The 16173-nt window shown below is 62.0% G+C and carries 16 protein-coding genes; 8 read left to right on the forward strand and 8 right to left on the reverse strand.

Annotation, left to right across the window (positions count from 1 at the left end; translation table 11 throughout):
- The first annotated feature begins 358 nt into the window (after positions 1 to 358).
- Positions 359 to 1474, forward strand: a complete 1116-nt coding sequence (locus NRB16_RS13935; RefSeq protein ID WP_177328606.1) for a DUF6515 family protein — start codon at positions 359 to 361, stop codon at positions 1472 to 1474.
- A 9-nt stretch (positions 1475 to 1483) separates the two neighbouring features.
- On the opposite strand, the gene NRB16_RS13940 is transcribed toward NRB16_RS13935, so the two are convergent.
- Positions 1484 to 2377 (reverse strand): cation diffusion facilitator family transporter, encoded by an 894-nt coding sequence (locus NRB16_RS13940; RefSeq protein ID WP_253142174.1) that lies wholly within the window; start codon positions 2375 to 2377, stop codon positions 1484 to 1486.
- Between the two features lie 30 nt (positions 2378 to 2407).
- Positions 2408 to 2827 carry a hypothetical protein gene (locus tag NRB16_RS13945; RefSeq protein WP_045487426.1) on the reverse strand — a complete coding sequence of 140 codons (420 nt, stop codon included), beginning with the start codon at positions 2825 to 2827 and terminating at the stop codon, positions 2408 to 2410.
- 127 nt (positions 2828 to 2954) lie between these two features.
- Here NRB16_RS13945 and NRB16_RS13950 point away from each other — a divergent pair, with 127 nt between their 5' ends.
- Positions 2955 to 3263 (forward strand): hypothetical protein, encoded by a 309-nt coding sequence (locus tag NRB16_RS13950; RefSeq protein ID WP_045494246.1) that lies wholly within the window; start codon positions 2955 to 2957, stop codon positions 3261 to 3263.
- Positions 3264 to 3314: 51 nt separating this feature from the next.
- Positions 3315 to 5837 (forward strand): ATP-dependent helicase HrpB, encoded by a 2523-nt coding sequence (gene hrpB / locus NRB16_RS13955; RefSeq protein ID WP_257106346.1) that lies wholly within the window; start codon positions 3315 to 3317, stop codon positions 5835 to 5837.
- A 14-nt stretch (positions 5838 to 5851) separates the two neighbouring features.
- Here hrpB and NRB16_RS13960 read toward each other — a convergent pair whose 3' ends face one another.
- The 3 genes from NRB16_RS13960 to NRB16_RS13970 form a co-directional block, all read right to left on the reverse strand.
- Positions 5852 to 6187, reverse strand: coding sequence for a hypothetical protein (locus NRB16_RS13960; RefSeq protein WP_045487432.1), 336 nt, complete (start codon positions 6185 to 6187; stop codon positions 5852 to 5854).
- Between the two features lie 175 nt (positions 6188 to 6362).
- On the reverse strand, positions 6363 to 7304 hold the full coding sequence (argC, locus tag NRB16_RS13965) for an N-acetyl-gamma-glutamyl-phosphate reductase (RefSeq protein ID WP_045487436.1): 942 nt from the start codon (positions 7302 to 7304) through the stop codon (positions 6363 to 6365).
- Positions 7305 to 7930: 626 nt separating this feature from the next.
- On the reverse strand, positions 7931 to 9970 hold the full coding sequence (locus NRB16_RS13970) for a TonB-dependent receptor (RefSeq protein WP_257106347.1): 2040 nt from the start codon (positions 9968 to 9970) through the stop codon (positions 7931 to 7933).
- A gap of 157 nt (positions 9971 to 10127) precedes the next feature.
- Between NRB16_RS13970 and NRB16_RS13975 the strand changes: the two genes are divergently transcribed.
- The gene (locus NRB16_RS13975) at positions 10128 to 10730 is read left to right on the forward strand and encodes a glutathione S-transferase N-terminal domain-containing protein (RefSeq protein ID WP_257106348.1); all 603 of its coding nucleotides are present in this window, start codon (positions 10128 to 10130) and stop codon (positions 10728 to 10730) included.
- Between the two features lie 23 nt (positions 10731 to 10753).
- Here NRB16_RS13975 and NRB16_RS13980 read toward each other — a convergent pair whose 3' ends face one another.
- Together NRB16_RS13980 and NRB16_RS13985 are read right to left on the reverse strand one after the other, a co-directional pair.
- Entirely contained in the window at positions 10754 to 11845 is a 1092-nt protein-coding gene (locus NRB16_RS13980; RefSeq protein WP_257106349.1) for an endonuclease/exonuclease/phosphatase family protein, read from the reverse strand.
- 45 nt (positions 11846 to 11890) lie between these two features.
- Complete coding sequence (locus NRB16_RS13985; protein ID WP_045487448.1) at positions 11891 to 12553, reverse strand: membrane protein; 663 nt, start codon at positions 12551 to 12553, stop codon at positions 11891 to 11893.
- 179 nt (positions 12554 to 12732) lie between these two features.
- On the opposite strand from NRB16_RS13985, the gene NRB16_RS13990 reads away from it, so the two are divergent.
- The 3 genes from NRB16_RS13990 (at position 12733) to NRB16_RS14000 (ending at position 14578) form a co-directional block, all read left to right on the forward strand.
- Entirely contained in the window at positions 12733 to 13380 is a 648-nt protein-coding gene (locus NRB16_RS13990; protein WP_257106350.1) for a DUF2076 domain-containing protein, read from the forward strand.
- Positions 13381 to 13465: 85 nt separating this feature from the next.
- Positions 13466 to 13945: an NYN domain-containing protein gene (locus NRB16_RS13995; RefSeq protein ID WP_045494250.1), complete on the forward strand. Its 480-nt coding sequence runs from the start codon at positions 13466 to 13468 to the stop codon at positions 13943 to 13945.
- A gap of 21 nt (positions 13946 to 13966) precedes the next feature.
- The gene (locus NRB16_RS14000; protein ID WP_045487452.1) at positions 13967 to 14578 is read left to right on the forward strand and encodes a PolC-type DNA polymerase III; all 612 of its coding nucleotides are present in this window, start codon (positions 13967 to 13969) and stop codon (positions 14576 to 14578) included.
- Here the strand turns inward: NRB16_RS14000 and NRB16_RS14005 are convergent.
- Positions 14556 to 15050 (reverse strand): Lrp/AsnC family transcriptional regulator, encoded by a 495-nt coding sequence (locus NRB16_RS14005; RefSeq protein ID WP_045487455.1) that lies wholly within the window; start codon positions 15048 to 15050, stop codon positions 14556 to 14558. The genes NRB16_RS14000 and NRB16_RS14005 overlap by 23 nt on opposite strands.
- Positions 15051 to 15216: 166 nt before the next feature.
- On the opposite strand from NRB16_RS14005, the gene yedA reads away from it, so the two are divergent.
- Positions 15217 to 16119, forward strand: a complete 903-nt coding sequence (yedA, locus tag NRB16_RS14010) for a drug/metabolite exporter YedA (protein WP_257106351.1) — start codon at positions 15217 to 15219, stop codon at positions 16117 to 16119.
- Positions 16120 to 16173 lie beyond the last annotated feature (54 nt).

The following is a 16173-nucleotide window of genomic DNA, read 5'->3' on the forward strand; positions in this document are numbered from 1 at the left end:
GAGCAATCATCTGCCGCTTGGTCGGGTTTATTATTTTTCACAGCTGGGCACTTCTAAAAACCTGAGTGATTTTTAGAGCTGCTCCCAATCACTGCCCGGACCCAGCGTCCACAGCCGCTCGTCGAATCAGATGAGCGGCGGCCCGCCACCCTACAGGGTGGACCCGGCCCCCGGGCTGCATACTGTCCAGAAGACGGTATGAAGTGAGCCGGCGCCACAAGCGTCGAGCCAGGACGACGTATCCCAAGGGGGCCATCTGGCCCCCTTTTTTATTTTCTGGCTCTGCTAAAGTGCGACGAACAGCGCCATGGCTGCGCAGTCTTACTTTTATAAACGTGACATTCCTGGTGAACAAAGCATGACATCCAGTCTCTGGCAGTTAGCGATTTCCGGTCTGCTGTGCCTTGGCTTCAGTGCCCAGAGCCTGGCCGACGAGCGCCGTGCAGGCTCGCCGCTGGACGAGTTGCGCGATGGTGGGGCGCAACACAATCAGCAGAACCAGCGTCGCCAGGCTGAGTTGCAGCAGGATCGGCAGATCCAGCAGCAACAGAACCAGATGCGCAATGCCGAGCGTCAGCAACAGCAGCAGATCTACCAGCAACAACAGCAGCAACAGCGCCAGCTTCAGGAGCAGTACAACCAGCAGCGCCAGGCTGAGCGCCAGCAAGATCAGCAGATCCAGCAGCAACAGAACCAGATGCGTAATGTCGAGCGCCAGCAACAGCAGCAGCTCTACCAGCAGCAACGCGAGCAGCAGCGCCAGATTCAGGAACAGCAGAACCAGCAGCGCCAGCAACTGCGTCAGCAACAGAACAATCTGCCGATCCAGGGCCGCCCGGACCAGGTATGGCAGACTCAGCCACCGCGCCAGGGTTACTACCGCGACCTGCCGCGTGACCAGCGCCCTCGTGACAATTGGGCCGGTCGCCCCGACGGACGCGGCGATGGCTGGGGGGCGGGGCCGCGCTATCGTCCGGGCCAGCACTTCGACCGCGCACCGCAAGGCTATGCGCGCATTCCGTGGCGTGGTCAGGATTACTTCTATTCCGGTGGTTACTGGTATCGCCCGCAGGATTCACGGTACGTGGTGGTGACCCCGCCTTACGGTGTCCGGGTCCGCAGCCTGCCGGACTACACCCGCGAGGTCTGGATCGGTGGTTCGCTGCTGTTTATGGCGGCTGGTACTTACTATGCCTGGCAGGCCGACAGCCAGGATTATGAAGTGGTCAGCCCGCCGCAGGGCTATGCCCAGCCGGTGCCAGGCAACAACAGCTATGATCCGCAGTTCTCGCCGATTGCCGGGCAGACCGCCGAGCAGGTCGAATTCGATCGTTACCAATGCTACCGCCAGGCCGTTGACCAGAGTGGCTTCGACCCGGCGAACGTGACCTATCAGCCTTCGGAGCAGGTAGTGGACACCTACCGTCGCGCGATGGGCGCGTGTCTGTATGAGCGCGGTTACAGCGTCCAGTAGCCTAGACCATCAGGCTGGAGCTTGCTTCACCACTTCCTGCGGGTCGGCGTGCACCAGTACCTCGGCCTGCGGATACTGGGCGGTAATGGTTGCCGCCGCAAGGTCGCATAGCTCATGCGCTACCGACAAGGTGAGCGAGCCGGGTAACTCCAGATGCACCTGCACGAACCACACTTGCCCGGAAATGCGCGTGCGCAGGTCATGGGCGCCCAACACGCCGGGCACCGTGCAGGCCAGCTCCAGCATGTGCGCGCTGACATCCGGCGGCAGTTCCTGATCCATCAGCACCGAGAAGGTCTCGCGAGCGATCTGTAGCGCGCTCCAGACGATGTAACCGGCAATCCCCAGACCGAACCAGGCATCGGCTTGCGGCCAACCCAGCGCACTGAGTGCCAGCGCCAGCAAGATGCTCAGATTGAGGAGCAGATCGGAGCGATAATGCAGCGAATCAGCCTTGATCGCGCTGGAGCCGGTGACTTTGATTACCCGGCTCTGAAAGCTGAGCAGCGCGACTGTCAGGGCCAGCGCCAACAGGGTCACGATGATTCCCGGCCACTGCGACATCAGCGGTTCAGGATTCTGGATACGCTCGATGGCCTGCATGCCGATCAACACACCACTGACACTGATGAACAACGCCTGGGCCATGCCCGACAACGCCTGGGCCTTGCCGTGACCATAGCGGTGATCTTCATCGGCCGGGCGCAGCGCGTAATGGACCGCCAGCAGGTTGAGCAGCGAAGCTGCGCCATCGAGCAACGAGTCGGTGAGGCCGGCCAGCAGGGCCAGCGAGCCGCTCAGCCACCAGGCCACACCCTTGGCAACGATCAGCACCAGCGCCACGGCCAGCGAAGCCCGGGTCGCCAGGCGCAGCAGGCGTGCATGTTCGGTGTTACGGCTCACTCAACCTCCTTGGGGTCATGCCGTGGGGCTTCAGGCAGCAGGTTTCAGGCCCAGGCTTGCCAGTTGCTCGAAGCTGCCCTTGCTCTGGATCAGGCGCGGATCATCCAGCGGCACTTTGCGGCCCAGTTCGCTTTCCAGAATGACTTGCAGCTTTTGGGTATCGACACTGCCGTCAGCCTGCACCGCAGGTTGCAGCTTCTGCGGATCGACCTGCGCCTGTTCATTCGGGCCGTAGTAAATGGCGCCGGTGGCGAAGTCCACGCCCAGTGCGATCACCCCTGGAATCACGTAGAACAGCAGACCCAGGGCATCGAGCACGGCAATCGCCGGGTCGATCTTGCCTTCGATCTGCCCACGGCGATCAGGATAGAAAATACTGCCGCAGGCCGACAATTGGGTCACCAAAGCGGCAGCCAGAACGCCACCGATCAATCGGGAAGGAATGCGCATGGGAAACTCCTGTAGAAAAGTGGCAACTATACAAGGCAAAGACCGCGAGGCTAAGACTGTCTGGCCAGGCACTGGTTCGGCAGCCATACCGGCATAATGCCCGTATCTTATTGAACACGAGATGAAAATGAGCGAACAAATGCCATTGTCGGCGCGGGAGGTTTATCAAGTTCTCAAAGATGTGGCCCAGGGTGTGCGTCAGCTTGTTGTTTTATCAGTCTGCAAAACTGACCTGCTTACCATCCGTGCCGAGATTGACGGCTGGCAACTGACCCTGCGCAATGAGGAGGGTAGCCCCTTGTGTTGTGAATACTGCATGGCGCCGGATGGTCGTGAGGGTTCTTTGCAGCATTGGCATCGCTGCGGCACTGACCCGGCCGCGTTCCTTAGTGGCTGGGAACATTCGCAACTGGAGCGCGCGCTGAAAAACCTCTGAGCGGGTATCCATACGTGGCCGCTATACTGCCCGCCCAGCTTTGGAGTGCCCATGATTTCCCTGCCCATCGACGCCGTATTGCCTGCTCTGCGCCAGGCATTGTCTACCCGCCACGAAGCGGTTCTTGAAGCCCCGCCCGGCGCCGGCAAGACCACACGTGTGCCGTTGGCGTTGCTCAACGAGCCCTGGCTGGCCGGGCAGACCATTCTGATGCTCGAGCCCCGGCGGCTGGCGGCTCGGGCGGCGGCCGAGCGGCTGGCCAGTGAACTGGGCGAGAAGGTCGGCGAGACGGTCGGCTACCGGATTCGGTTGGACAGCAAGGTCGGGCCCAACACCCGTATCGAGGTGGTCACCGAAGGTATCCTGACCCGTCGTTTGCAGGATGATCCGGCGCTGGAAGGCGTGGGTTTGCTGATTTTCGACGAATTTCACGAGCGCAGTCTGGATGCCGACCTGGCCTTGGCGCTGAGTCTCAATGGCCGTGAGCTGTTGCGTGATGACCCGCCGCTGAAAATCCTGCTGATGTCCGCGACCCTAGAAGGCGAGCGGCTGTCGGCGTTGCTCGACGACGCGCCGGTGGTCAGCAGTGAAGGGCGTATGTTCCCGGTGGACATTCAATGGGGGCGGCCGTTTCAACCCGGTGAGTTTGTCGAGCCACGAGTGGTGCAGACCGTGCTGGATGCGCTGGGCAACGAGACCGGCAGCCTGCTGGTGTTCCTGCCCGGCCAGGCGGAGATTCGCCGGGTGCATCAACAACTGGCCGATGCCTTGGGTGAGCGTCGCGACATTGTGCTGTGTCCCTTGCATGGTGAGCTGGATCTCAATGCCCAGCGCGCGGCCATAGATCCTGCACCTGCGGGTAGTCGCAAGGTGGTGCTGGCGACCAATATTGCCGAGACCAGCCTGACCATCGACGGCGTGCGGGTGGTGATCGATGCAGGGCTGGCCCGGGTACCGCGCTTCGACCCCGGCAGCGGCATGACCCGGCTGGACACCCAGCGCATCTCCCGGGCCAGCGCGACCCAGCGTGCCGGTCGGGCCGGACGTCTGGAGCCGGGCGTTTGCTATCGGTTGTGGTCCGAAGCGCAGCATGAACAACTGGCTGGCTACGGCAGTGCGGAGATTCTGCAGGCCGACCTGGCCGGGCTGGCCCTGCAACTGGCGCGCTGGGGCGTGACCCCGGAGCAGTTGCAGTGGCTGGACCTGCCCCCAGCGGCCGCGATTGCCCAGGCTCGCGATCTGTTGCAGCGTCTCGGCGCGCTGCAAGCCGATGGTCGTTTGTCGACGCATGGCCAGGCCATGGCCGAAATACCGGCGCATCCGCGCATTGCCCATCTGCTATTGCGCGGCCAGGAGCTTGGACTGGCAAACATGGCTTGTGATGTAGCCGCGCTGTTGGGCGAACGCGACATTCTGCGCGGCGCCGGGGCCGATGTGCACAGTCGTCTGGTGCTGCTGTCGGGTGAACAAAAAGCCCAGCGCAATGCCCAGGGTGGCGTGCAGCGTGCCCGGCAACTTTCCCGCCAGTATCGTGGTTACCTGCGCGGCAAAGCGGGCCAGGCGGTTGTTGACCCTGACCACCCGCGCTGGCTGGGAGCTTTGCTGGCTTTGGCCTATCCGGACCGGGTCGCCCGCCAGCGCCGCGATGGCGGCGCGGAGTATCGTCTGGCCAATGGTCGGGCGGCGTTGTTCAGTGAAACCGATGCGCTGATGAAGCATGAATGGCTGGTCGTCGCGGACCTCGGCAGCCGCCAGGGCCAGCGCGAGGAGCGCATTTATCTGGCCGCCGATCTTGACCCGGCACTGTTCGACAATGTGCTGGCCGAACAGGTGCTGGCCATCGATTATCTGGATTGGGACGAGCGCGAAGGCGTACTGCGTGCTGAGCGCCAACGCAAGGTCGGTGAACTGGTGCTCAGCAGTGAACCGCTGCCGAAGCTGGACGATGCTGCACGAGGCCAGGCGTTGCTGGGGCTGGTACGGCGCAAGGGCCTGGAGTTGCTGGGCTGGACCCCGGAACTGCGCCAGTGGCAGGCGCGGGTGATGCTGTTGCGTGAGCTGGATGCGCAGCAACAGGCCAGCAGCGAATGGCCGGATGTCAGCGACAGCGCCCTGCGTGACAGTCTGGAGCAGTGGCTGTTGCCGTATCTGGGCAAGGTCAGCCGCCTGAGCCACTTCGCCCAACTGGACCTGTCGTCGATGTTGCGCAACCTGTTGCCCTGGCCGCTGCCGCAACGCCTCGACGAACTGGCTCCGCAGCATATTCAGGTGCCGTCCGGCTCGTCGATCCGGCTGGACTACAGCGAGCAGCCGCCGATTCTCGCGGTGCGTCTGCAAGAACTGTTCGGTCTGTCCGACACCCCGCGCATCGCCAATGGTCGGCAGATCGTCAAGTTGCACTTGTTGTCACCGGCGCGACGTCCGGTGCAGGTGACTCAGGACCTGGCCAACTTCTGGCGCAGCACCTATGCCGAGGTGAAAAAGGATCTCAAGGGCCGCTATCCCAAGCATTACTGGCCGGATGACCCGTTGGTGGCCGAAGCCACGGCCCGGGCCAAACCGCGCAAGGGTTAATGGTTGGGCATCATTTACCAGCGATGCCGGTCGTAGCGATCATGACGGTAGTAGTGCGGTGGTGGTGGCGCATAGTGACGCTGTTCATAGTATGGCCGCACCGGCACGTACTGCACGGGCGGGTGATGCCGGCGATAGTGGCGGTATTCGCGGTATTCACGTGGCGGCTTACGATAATAACGATGACGATCATCATCGCGGTCGTTGCGGGCAATGAGCGTGGCCGCTACTGCACCGACCGCCGCACCGGCCAGCACGGGCACGATCACATTGCGATCTGCGGCGCTGGCGGTACCGGCCACCAGCAGGCTGGCGGACAGCATCAGGATTTTGGTGATCTTCGAAAACATGATGTCTCCTCAGGCGGCAAATGTATTCGCCATGTATCCATGAGACACCGGGTTGGCGTAAATCCTGGTACAGAGTCGGTAAAGGGAAGGTAAAGAACCGCTGACAGTGTCTTGAAGCCTGGAAACAGCGGAGGCTGCAGGCGGGGGCAGCCTCCGGTGAAACAGATGCGCGAGCTTACAAGCTGGTGGCTTCGTCAGCGCCCAGGTGAATGTTCATGCACTGCACGGCAGCGCCGGCGGCGCCTTTGCCGAGGTTGTCCAGGCGGCAGATCAGGTTGATACGCTCATCGTTGCCGAACACGAACAGGTCGGCGCGGTTGGTGTCGTTGCAAGCCTGTACGTCGAAGAAGCCGCCGTCCAGATTGCCGGCATCGTCGCCGAACGGCAGCACACGAATGAACTGCTCGCCTTCATAGTGCTTGGCCAGCGCTGCTTGCAGGGCTTGTGGCGTGGCGCCTGGGGCCAGTTGCGAGGTGTGCAGCGGGATGGTCACCGCCAGGCCCTTGAGGAAGCTGCCCACGATCGGATTGAACACCGGCACGTTGTCCAGGCCGGTCTGAAAGCGCATTTCCGGCAGGTGCTTGTGCCCCTGACCCAGCCCGTAAGGACGTGGGCTTTGCAGTTGTGGGGTCAGCGACTGGTAGTCGGCGATCATCTGCTTGCCGCCACCGCTGTAACCGGTGATCGACGTGGCGCTAAGCAGGGTCGAGGCTGGCAGCAGGCCGGCATCGACCAGCGGGCGGACCAACAAAATGAAGGCAGTGGCATGGCAGCCGGGGTTGGCGATGCGTTTGCTGGCGCGCAGTTTCTCGCGCTGCCCGGCAGCCAGTTCCGGCAGGCCATAAACCCAGGACGGATCGGTACGGAACGCGGTGCTGGCGTCGATCACGCAGGTATTGGGGTTTTCCAGCAGCGATACCGCTTCGCGGGACGCGGCGTCCGGTAGGCACAGGAACGCCAGGTCAGCGGCGTTCAGCAGGCGACCGCGCTCGACCGGGTCTTTGCGTTTGGCTTCATCGATGCGCAGCAGCTCGATATCGTCGCGTTTGCCCAGGTAGTCCAGCAAGCGCAGGCCGGTGGTGCCTTCCTGGCCGTCGACATAGATCTTGTGAGTCATCTTGAAGCCTCTGTAATGGGGGGTATGAGCACGAACGACAAGAGTTTAATCGGTTTGCACCCGGTAATGGCCACCTCTGTGGCGGGCGGCATGTCGGTCAGGTTGTCGTGCGAGAGAGTGCTAGCCGCAGAACGGTGATTATCAACGCATCACCGGCAGGATCGCAAAGCGCAATTACAGGTTAATGCCGGTCAGTTAAGAGATTGTGAGGCTTGGCTCGGTCTCGGTGGGAGATTCTATGATTTTCGGAAAACTCCTGATTCCAGTTGTGAATGTTCCGCAGTATTCGTCGGCTGAGCCGACTCCCACCGGTTTTGTGTCATGCCGATACTGGAGCAAGGCACAAACCTCGGTGGGAGCTGGCTTGCCGGGGTACCGGACCACAGCGAAAGGGCCGGTGGAACCGGCACATCTGCTGTGGACTCTTCGCGAGCAAAGCTTCCTCTCACCGGATTGATGTCGAACGCAAGATCCCGGCTCGACTCGGATGTGTGGGAGGCAGCTCTGCTGGCGAACGCAGGGCATCGCGCTGTCAATGTTCTGAACAATCAAAGACAGTTGCTCCCTCCCACCAGGAACGAGCCAGGCCTGAAATCGCTTAACTGATTTGCGTTACCCCTACAGCTTTAGAACATTACCTTCACCCCCGCCTGCACACTGCGCCCGGCTGCCGGAACTTCATCGCGCAGGATCGAGCTGGCGTAGCGCACGGTCTGGTTGTTCAGGTTGTCGCCCTTGAGAAACGCCAGCCACTGGCTTTGCCCGACATCGAAGTGGTAACCGAGGCTGGCGTTGAGGGTGGTGTAGCCGTCGGTATCGGTTTCGGCCTGGGCGACGCGGCGCTGGGCGCTGGCGTGTTCGGCGCCGAGGCTGGCTTGCCAGTGGTTGTAGTCCCACAGCAGCGCGGTGTTCAGGCGCAGCGGCGAGATGCGCGGCAGCGGCTCGCCGGTTTCGCGGTTTTTGGCGCGGGTGTAGTCGGCTGAGCTTTGCAGGGCAAAATTGCCGTACCGGGTTTGCGCCAGGCGCCAGTGGTCCTGGGCTTCCAGACCCCAGAAATCGGCTTTGACGCCGCTGTACAGGTATTCCGGCAAGGCGTCGTCGTCGCTGGCATCAACCTGTTCGCCGTCATCATTCAGGTAGCGGCCGCTGCCCAGCAGGCCGATATAGTTGGAGAAGCGGCTGTAGAACACCCCAACGCTGCCTTTGTGGGTGCCATCGTCAAAGCGCAGGGCCAGGTCGGTGGACCAGGATTTCTCCTTCTCGGCATTGGCGTCGCCCACTTCATAAGTGCCAGTGGCTTCGTGCGGGCCGTTGGCGTACAGCTCATAGAAGGTCGGCGCGCGTTCGGTGTAGCTCAGGGTGCTGGCCAGCGACCAGACGTTGGTCAGGTCATAAATGGCACCGAATGACAGGCTGCCGGCGCTGAAGCTGTGGCTGGCGTCGGCGCCTGCAAAGCGTTCGTTGCCTGCGGCGTCCGGGCGCAAACGGGTATGTTCCAGGCGTCCGCCGAGGGTCAGGTCGAGCCGGTCAGTGGCTTTCCAGTCTTCGAGGATGAACAGCGCGGCGCTGTCGGTATCGGTTTTGGGCACGAAGGCTTCTGCGCCCAACGCCTGGAACTGGCTGCTGGCGACCTGCGCGCCGACTACGCCTTCGACCGGGCCGATGGCCTGGTGACGGGCTTCGATGCGTGCCTCATAGCCGTCGTTCTTGAATACCGTGCCGGTTTCGCCGTCTTCGATTTCCCTGTGCTCATAGCGGGTGTGGCCGAAGTTGAGCTTCACCGAGCTGAACGGGCCTTCCAGGTCGCGGATTTCCGAGGCCAGCGCGTAGTGGCGCTGCTCCATGTCGATGCGCACGTCTTGTTCTGCCGGTGAGCCGTAGTTGCTGTCGTACTCGTCGTAAGACAGCCCGACATAGCCGTGGTCCCAGTGATAGGCGCCGCCAACGCCGCCGCCGTCCTGGCGACCGTCGCTGTTGTTGACCCGATGCTTGCTATCGTCGCCGTCAATCGCACGCTGATCGCGCGAGTGGGCGTAGCCAGGAATGCGCAGGTCGTTGAACTGCCGCGAGTTGGCATCCACATGCAGGGCAAAGTTGCCGTCGCCGGCTTCGAGCTTGCCCGCTGCACTGCGCGTGGTGTCGGCACCGCCGTAACGCAACTCGCCGCCACCGTGCACGCCGTCTACCGGTTCTGTCGGGATGCGGTTATCGAAACTGTTGACCACCCCGCCCACCGCACTGCCGCCATACAACAACGCCGCCGGGCCACGGACCACCTCAATGCGCTCGGCGCTGGCCGGGTCGTACGGCACGGCGTGGTCATAGGACAGTGACGAGGCATCCAGCGCGCCGACGCCGTTGCGCAGCACTCGAATGCGATCACCATCGAAGCCGCGGATTACCGGACGACTGGCGGCCGGGCCAAAGTAGGTCGAAGACACGCCCGGCAGCTTGTTCAACGTCTCACCCAATTGTGCCGACTGACGCAGAGTCAAGTCGTCGCCTTCTACAACACTGGTCGGGGAGGCCAGCGCATCGCTGCCCAGCGGGTTGGCGGTGATGACTTGCGGATCAAGCGTCACGGCGGTTTGAGCGGCGAATACCGGCTGCGCCGCGAGCAGGGCTGCGGCCAGAGCCGTCAGGACGGGAAGGTGGTGGGCGGACATTGAAATCTTTCCTAACAAGTTGAATTGTTATGTTACAACATAACTTAAATTTGCAAGGATGAAATTTCATCTTGGGCGGTGCTCAAGATCTGGCATTGTGTTTTCCCGGCGTGCCCGGCGTTACGCACCCTCCTTATGCACAGAAAGGAATCCACTCGTGCTCAAGCTGTTCGGTAAATCCACCTCGATCAACGTCAGAAAAGTCCTGTGGGCCTGTGCGGAGTTGAACATTCCGCTTAGCCACGAGCAGGCAAACGGCGATGACGTTCAGCACCTGAACCCCAATGCGCTGGTGCCGGTCATCGACGATGCAGGTTTTGTGCTCTGGGAGTCGAACTCGATCATTCGTTATCTGGCCAACCGCGAGCAGGCCGGGTGGCTCTACCCCGCAGTGGCTGCGCAACGTGCCCGCGTCGATCAGTGGATTGACTGGCAAGCTGCGGACCTCAATCGCACCTGGTCCTACGCATTCATGGCGCTGGTGCGGCGTTCACCGGCCCATGACGACCCGGCGCAAATTCGCGCCTCGGTGCAAAACTGGAATCGCTCCATGGAAATCCTTGACCGGCAACTGGCCGTTACCGGCGGCCATGCAGTCGGCGCGCAGTTCAGCCTGGCTGATATTCCCGTGGGGCTGTCGGTGAATCGCTGGTATGAAACCCCCATCGACCACCCAGACCTGCCGAATGTGCGGGCCTATTATGACCGGCTGGCCGAGCGGCCCGGCTATCAAGTGTTCGGGCGCAACGGCACGCCTTGAGCCTCAAACGGCAGCGTCTGATCTCAAGGCCTGGCCGGCAACAGAAACCGCCCGATCAGCGGCAGATGGTCGGATATCTGCAAACTGTCCTCCTGCCGCACCCGGGCCTCCAGACGTTTGAGTGCGGGGCTGTAGAACAGGTAGTCGACGGTCCGGTCCGGGCCTTTGAGCTGTGGGTCGTTGGGCCAGTGGGTGAGCCACTGGCTGCGTTCGATGCCGCCGGCTTCGGCGTTGGTGGGGATCATCGGGTATTTGTCCCACAGCAGGTGCAGTTCGCTGTCGCGCTGGTAGCCTGCCCGTTGGGCCGGGTCCAGGCGCTGGTACTGGCCCAGCGCAAGCAGACCGAAGTCGCCACCGGCCAGCCAGGGCGTACCGCTGCCTTGCAGACGATCGAGTAACCCGACGGTGAATTCGGTCTGTTGGCGCAAGGTCGTCTGGTCAGGATGCCGGGCGTACTGTTGGGTGTTGATCACCGCCAGGCGGCCGCCGTCGCGCAGTGGCAGGTAGCTGACCAGCAGCGCGGGTCTGGGCTGGAACTGGCGGCTCAGCAGGTTGGCCGGTTGCACCGGCAGTTGCAGGCGCTCGCCGCTGTCGATGCGATAACGGCTCAGGGTCGCCAGCTTGAGCCCGGCGCTGCCCCAGATCTGCGGCGCAGGGATGAACTCGGCCTGCCAGTTGAAGGCCTCGGTGCTGCACGGATACAGATCCACCAGACGCTCCTGGAGCAGCGCCAGTTGATCCTGGTAGTCGGTGTTTCTGGCGCCGTCGCTGACTTCCTGAAGCAGCACCAGGTCCGGTGCCTCATCGCGGATCACCCGCACCACTTCATCAAGGTTGTACGCCAGGTCGTCAGGGGTAGGGCGCTCGTCCGGGCCGTTGTCGTCGGGCTGTTCATACCAGAACACATAGCGCTTGCCGGCCAGGTACTGGATGTTCCAGGTCATGACTTTCAGCGCCTGCCCCGGCATCAGCAGATCGGGCTGAACTGAGCTGCTGCAACGGGCGGTGACCGTCTCGCGTTCGGCCGGCCGCCAGGTGAGATTCTGCACCGCGATCCACAACACGCCGGTCAGCAGCAGTAGCAACAGGATCAGGCGCAGCAGGATTCGGCTCATGGGTCTGTTCGGGGTCCTGATGGGCGTGCTGGCAGCATAGCCGAGTTATGTGTGTGGGCGGTCCTGCTCAATGAGCATGAACAGGCGGAACATCGCCACGCCCATGAACAGTTGCAGAAAACTGGCCAGGCTGCTGAGCAGCAGCGACACGCCCGGGCTTTGCGGTTGCGGCAGCAGATACAGGCCGCCTGCTTCGATCAGCGACAGCGGGATGTAGATGATCAGCAGGCACACCATGATCCGGGTGAAGTGCCCGGTACTCATCAGCATGCTTTCGCGCATGGCCATGAACGGGGTGCGCTGGCGCAGCACCAGCAGGTATTCGCTGAATGCCAGTTTGATCATCACCCACAGGCCCGGCAGCACGAACAGCGACAGGCCGAACATGATCAGCAGCGTGCTCATGGCCGACAGCACGGCAAAGCTCGGCCACAGGCGCAATGTCCTGCTCCACAGCTCGGCAAAGCCCGGTTGATCGCCACGGCTGCGGGCATCGAGAAACAGGATCAGGACCCCACTGTAGAGCGGGTAGAAAAACAGGCTCACCAGCAAGCCGTAGGCCGGTGAGGCATTGGCTGGCAGGCTGCCATCCACGGCCTGCTTGATCAGCGCTTCGAGCACCACCGGTGGCAGGCACAGCAGCACGATGCTGAGCAGGTTGCTGCGAAAGAAATACAGGGAGTCCCGGAGGATGTTCAGCGGATTCATGTAAGCGTGTCGTTTGAAAAAGTCGGCGAACACTGTAGCCCAAGGCCGGTGACGAACCAAGCACGCCCGGGGCGGCGGCCTTTTTAACTTTTTCGTCATGTCCTTGAAGTGGTTTTGCCCAGCCCCATTACCTCTGTAGGGCCGTCTGCTGGCCTTTTAACGATCCTTGTGAGGTCACTATGAACAATCAAGAGCAAGTCCTGATCGATGAACTGTTCGGCAAACTCAAAAGTGCCGAAAGCGCCTCGGGTGTGCGGGATGCGGCAGTCGAGGCGCATATCAACGAGCATTTGCGCCGTCAGCCAGCTGCGCCGTATTACATGGCTCAGGCGATTGTGGTCCAGGAAGCGGCGGTCAATCAGCTCAACCAGCAACTGCGCGAGCGTGACGAGCAGATCCGCCAGCTCCAGGCTCAGTTGCAGCAGAGCCGTCCCGGCCCCGCTGCGGCCAGCGGTGGCGGATTTCTTTCAAGCCTGTTCGGCTCCGGCAGTGCCCGCGAGCCGCAGCCCGCCGCGCAGCCCGCATCGTCCGGCGGCTGGCGTGACAGTGGCTATAGCGCACCGCCTGCGCCCGCCGCCGCAGCGCCGTCCAGGGCCAGCGGTTTTCTGGGCAGTGCGTTGCAGACCGCGGCCGGAGTTGCCGGTGGTGTGATGCTGGCGCAAGGCATCAGCAGCCTGTTCGGTCACCACAACGCAGCGCAGGAAATTATCGAAGTTGTTCATGATGCGCCATTGCAAAGCTATCAGGCCGATGACTGGTCGAACCCGAATCAAACGGGTTGGAGTGACGACAGCGGCTCGTTCGATGACGACGACAGTTTTGTCTGAGCGGTGATCCGACCCCTCTGGCGTACCCCGCGCCCTGCGCATAACTGGCATACTGCGTGCCTGTTTATGTCGCGGGGTGGTTGGGGTGAAAAAGATCGCGGTGTTTGCCGATGTGCAGAACCTCTACTACACCGTGCGCCAGGCTCATGGGTGTCACTTCAATTACGCGGCGTTCTGGGCCGATGTCAGCCAGCGCGGGCAGATTGTCCAGGCCTATGCCTACGCCATTGACCGGGGTGACAGCAAACAGCAACAGTTCCAGCAGATCCTGCGCAACCTGGGTTTTACCGTCAGGCTCAAACCCTACATCCAGCGCAGTGATGGCTCGGCCAAGGGCGACTGGGATGTCGGCATCACCCTGGATGTCATGGAGTTTGCCCCGCAGGTCGATGAAGTGGTGCTGGCTTCCGGCGATGGCGACTTCGACATGCTGCTTGAGCGGATCTCCAGCCGTTACGCTGTTGCCACCGCCGCTTACGGTGTGCCAGGGCTGACCGCCAACTCACTGATACGCGCCGCCGACCGCTATGTGCCGATCGAAGGCGCGCTGTTGCTCAAGAATTGACCCCCCAGGAAGGACAGGATTGTGGAACGTATTGCCGTCATCGACTTTGAAACCACGGGTATCTCGCCAGGCCCCGGTTGCCGTGCCACGGAGGTGGCTGTGGTCATCACCGAACAAGGTCGGGTGGTCGATCGGTTCCAGAGCCTGATGAACGCCGGCGTGCCCATTCCATCGTTCATTGAAAACCTGACCGGTATCAGCAATGCGATGATCCGCAGCGCGCCGCGTGCCGAGCAGGTCATGGGCGATGTGGCAGATTTTGTCGGCAGTACACCGCTGGTCGCGCACAATGCATCATTCGACCAGAAGTTCTGGGACTACGAACTGGCGCGTATCCAGCGCAGTCGTGTGCAAAGCTTTGCCTGTTCGATGCTGCTGGCCCGACGCCTGATGCCGAGTGCGCCCAACCACAAGCTGGGCACCCTGACCCGTTATGCGCGCCTGCCTGACACCGGCAAGGCGCACCGGGCCATGGCTGATGCCGAGATGGCGGCCAACCTGGTCAACCATATGGTCGGCCAGTTGCGCGATTCACACGGGATTGCCAGCGTTTCCCACCAGTTGTTCTGCACCCTGCAGAAAGTCCCGGCCTCACGCATCCTCGAAGCCCTCAAGCGTCAGCGCGGGCTTTGACGGTGGCCTTTTCCAAGCGTACCCCGACGTCCAGATGACCCACTGGCAGGCTGCGTTCGATGGGCGTGGACAACACCATTGAGGTCTTGCTGACGCCATAGCTCGCCACGCGGTCGAGCAACTGTTCCAGATGCTCCATCGAGTCGACCGCTGCACGCATGATAAAGCAGGGGTCGCCGGTCACCCGGTGGCACTGGATCAGTTCGGCAAACGTGTACAGCTCTTCATAGGCGCGCTGTTTACTGTGGCTGTCCAGGCGCAGTTCGATCACACACTGAATCGGCAGGCCGACCCTGGCCAGGTTGACCTTGGCTTCATAGCCGGTAATCACCCCGTTGGCCTCCAGCTTGGCCACCCGTTCGGCGACCGCCGGTGCCGACAGGTTGACCTGCCGGGCCAGTTGCGCAAAAGACGCCCGCCCGTTTTCCAGCAACGCGTTGAGCAGCATGCGGTCATATTTGTCCAGTTCCACAAGGATCTCCCGGCAGGCAAAGGGCTGGATTTCGAATCGAAAGTAAAAAACGGATATTACCGTTGATTTACAGGTAAACGCTGCGTTTAAACAAGCTTAATGGCTTATGAATCCCGGTTGAGCTTCCTAAAATAGCCCAACCATACGAATGGACTTCGAGCCTGCCATGCCTGATTCCCGCCGCTTTCCCCTGTTACTGATTGGCGCCTTCCTGGCCCTGTACCTGATCTGGGGGTCGACTTACCTGATGATCCGTATTGGCGTGGCCTCTTGGCCGCCGCTGATGATGGCTGCCATCCGCTTTCTGCTTGCCGGTGTCTTGATGTATGGCTACCTGCGCTGGCGCGGTGTGCCGGCACCGACCTGGCAGCAATGGAAGGCCGCGACCCTGATTGGCTTTTTATTGCTGGCCTGCGGTAACGGCGGCGTGACCCTGGCTGAGCACGCTGACGTGTCGTCTGGCGTGGCCGCCCTGGCGGTAGCGACCGTGCCGCTGTTCACCTTGTTGTCCGGGCTGTTGTGGGGCAACCGCACCAGTGGCCTGGAATGGGCCGGTATCGCTCTGGGCATGCTCGGCATCGCCTTGCTCAACCTGGGCTCCAATCTGCAGGCCAGCCCTTACGGGGCGGCGCTGCTGATTTTTGCAGCGGCGGCCTGGGCGTTTGGCTCGGTGTGGAGCAAACACCTGCCACTGCCGGCCGGCCCCATGGCCAGCGCAACTGAAATGATCAGCGCCGGGGTTATCCTGATGATCGGCAGCCAGCTCAGTGGCGAACACCTGGAGCAGATGCCCACGGCAGCAGGGTGGGGCGCGCTGCTGTACCTGGTGGTGTTTGGCTCGATCATCGCTTTCAGCTCTTACCTGTACCTGCTCAAAAACGTGCGTCCGGCGGCGGCAACCAGTTATGCCTATGTCAATCCGGTGGTGGCGGTGGTGTTGGGCATGTTGTTTGCCGATGAATACATCGGTATGGAAGAAGGTCTGGCGATGCTGGTGATCGTCAGCGCCGTGGTGCTCATCGGGCTGCCGCAGTGGCGGCGGCCGGTGGTCAACCAGGCCAGCGCCTGACGCATCGGCGCACCCATAGGGTAAACTGCGCGCCTTGCGCTGAATTTTCCCTAC

Origin of the sequence: Pseudomonas sp. LJDD11 (assembly GCF_024584215.1) — a bacterium.
Lineage (GTDB): Bacteria > Pseudomonadota > Gammaproteobacteria > Pseudomonadales > Pseudomonadaceae > Aquipseudomonas.

Coding starts and splice junctions, on each gene's coding strand:
- NRB16_RS13935 (WP_177328606.1), top strand. CDS start 359: ATGACATCCAGTCTCTGGCAGTTAGCGATTTCCGGTCTGCTGTGCCTT.
- NRB16_RS13945 (WP_045487426.1), bottom strand. CDS start 2,827: ATGCGCATTCCTTCCCGATTGATCGGTGGCGTTCTGGCTGCCGCTTTG.
- NRB16_RS13950 (WP_045494246.1), top strand. CDS start 2,955: ATGAGCGAACAAATGCCATTGTCGGCGCGGGAGGTTTATCAAGTTCTC.
- hrpB (WP_257106346.1), top strand. CDS start 3,315: ATGATTTCCCTGCCCATCGACGCCGTATTGCCTGCTCTGCGCCAGGCA.
- NRB16_RS13960 (WP_045487432.1), bottom strand. CDS start 6,187: ATGTTTTCGAAGATCACCAAAATCCTGATGCTGTCCGCCAGCCTGCTG.
- argC (WP_045487436.1), bottom strand. CDS start 7,304: ATGACTCACAAGATCTATGTCGACGGCCAGGAAGGCACCACCGGCCTG.
- NRB16_RS13970 (WP_257106347.1), bottom strand. CDS start 9,970: ATGTCCGCCCACCACCTTCCCGTCCTGACGGCTCTGGCCGCAGCCCTG.
- NRB16_RS13980 (WP_257106349.1), bottom strand. CDS start 11,845: ATGAGCCGAATCCTGCTGCGCCTGATCCTGTTGCTACTGCTGCTGACC.
- NRB16_RS13985 (WP_045487448.1), bottom strand. CDS start 12,553: ATGAATCCGCTGAACATCCTCCGGGACTCCCTGTATTTCTTTCGCAGC.
- NRB16_RS13990 (WP_257106350.1), top strand. CDS start 12,733: ATGAACAATCAAGAGCAAGTCCTGATCGATGAACTGTTCGGCAAACTC.
- yedA (WP_257106351.1), top strand. CDS start 15,217: ATGCCTGATTCCCGCCGCTTTCCCCTGTTACTGATTGGCGCCTTCCTG.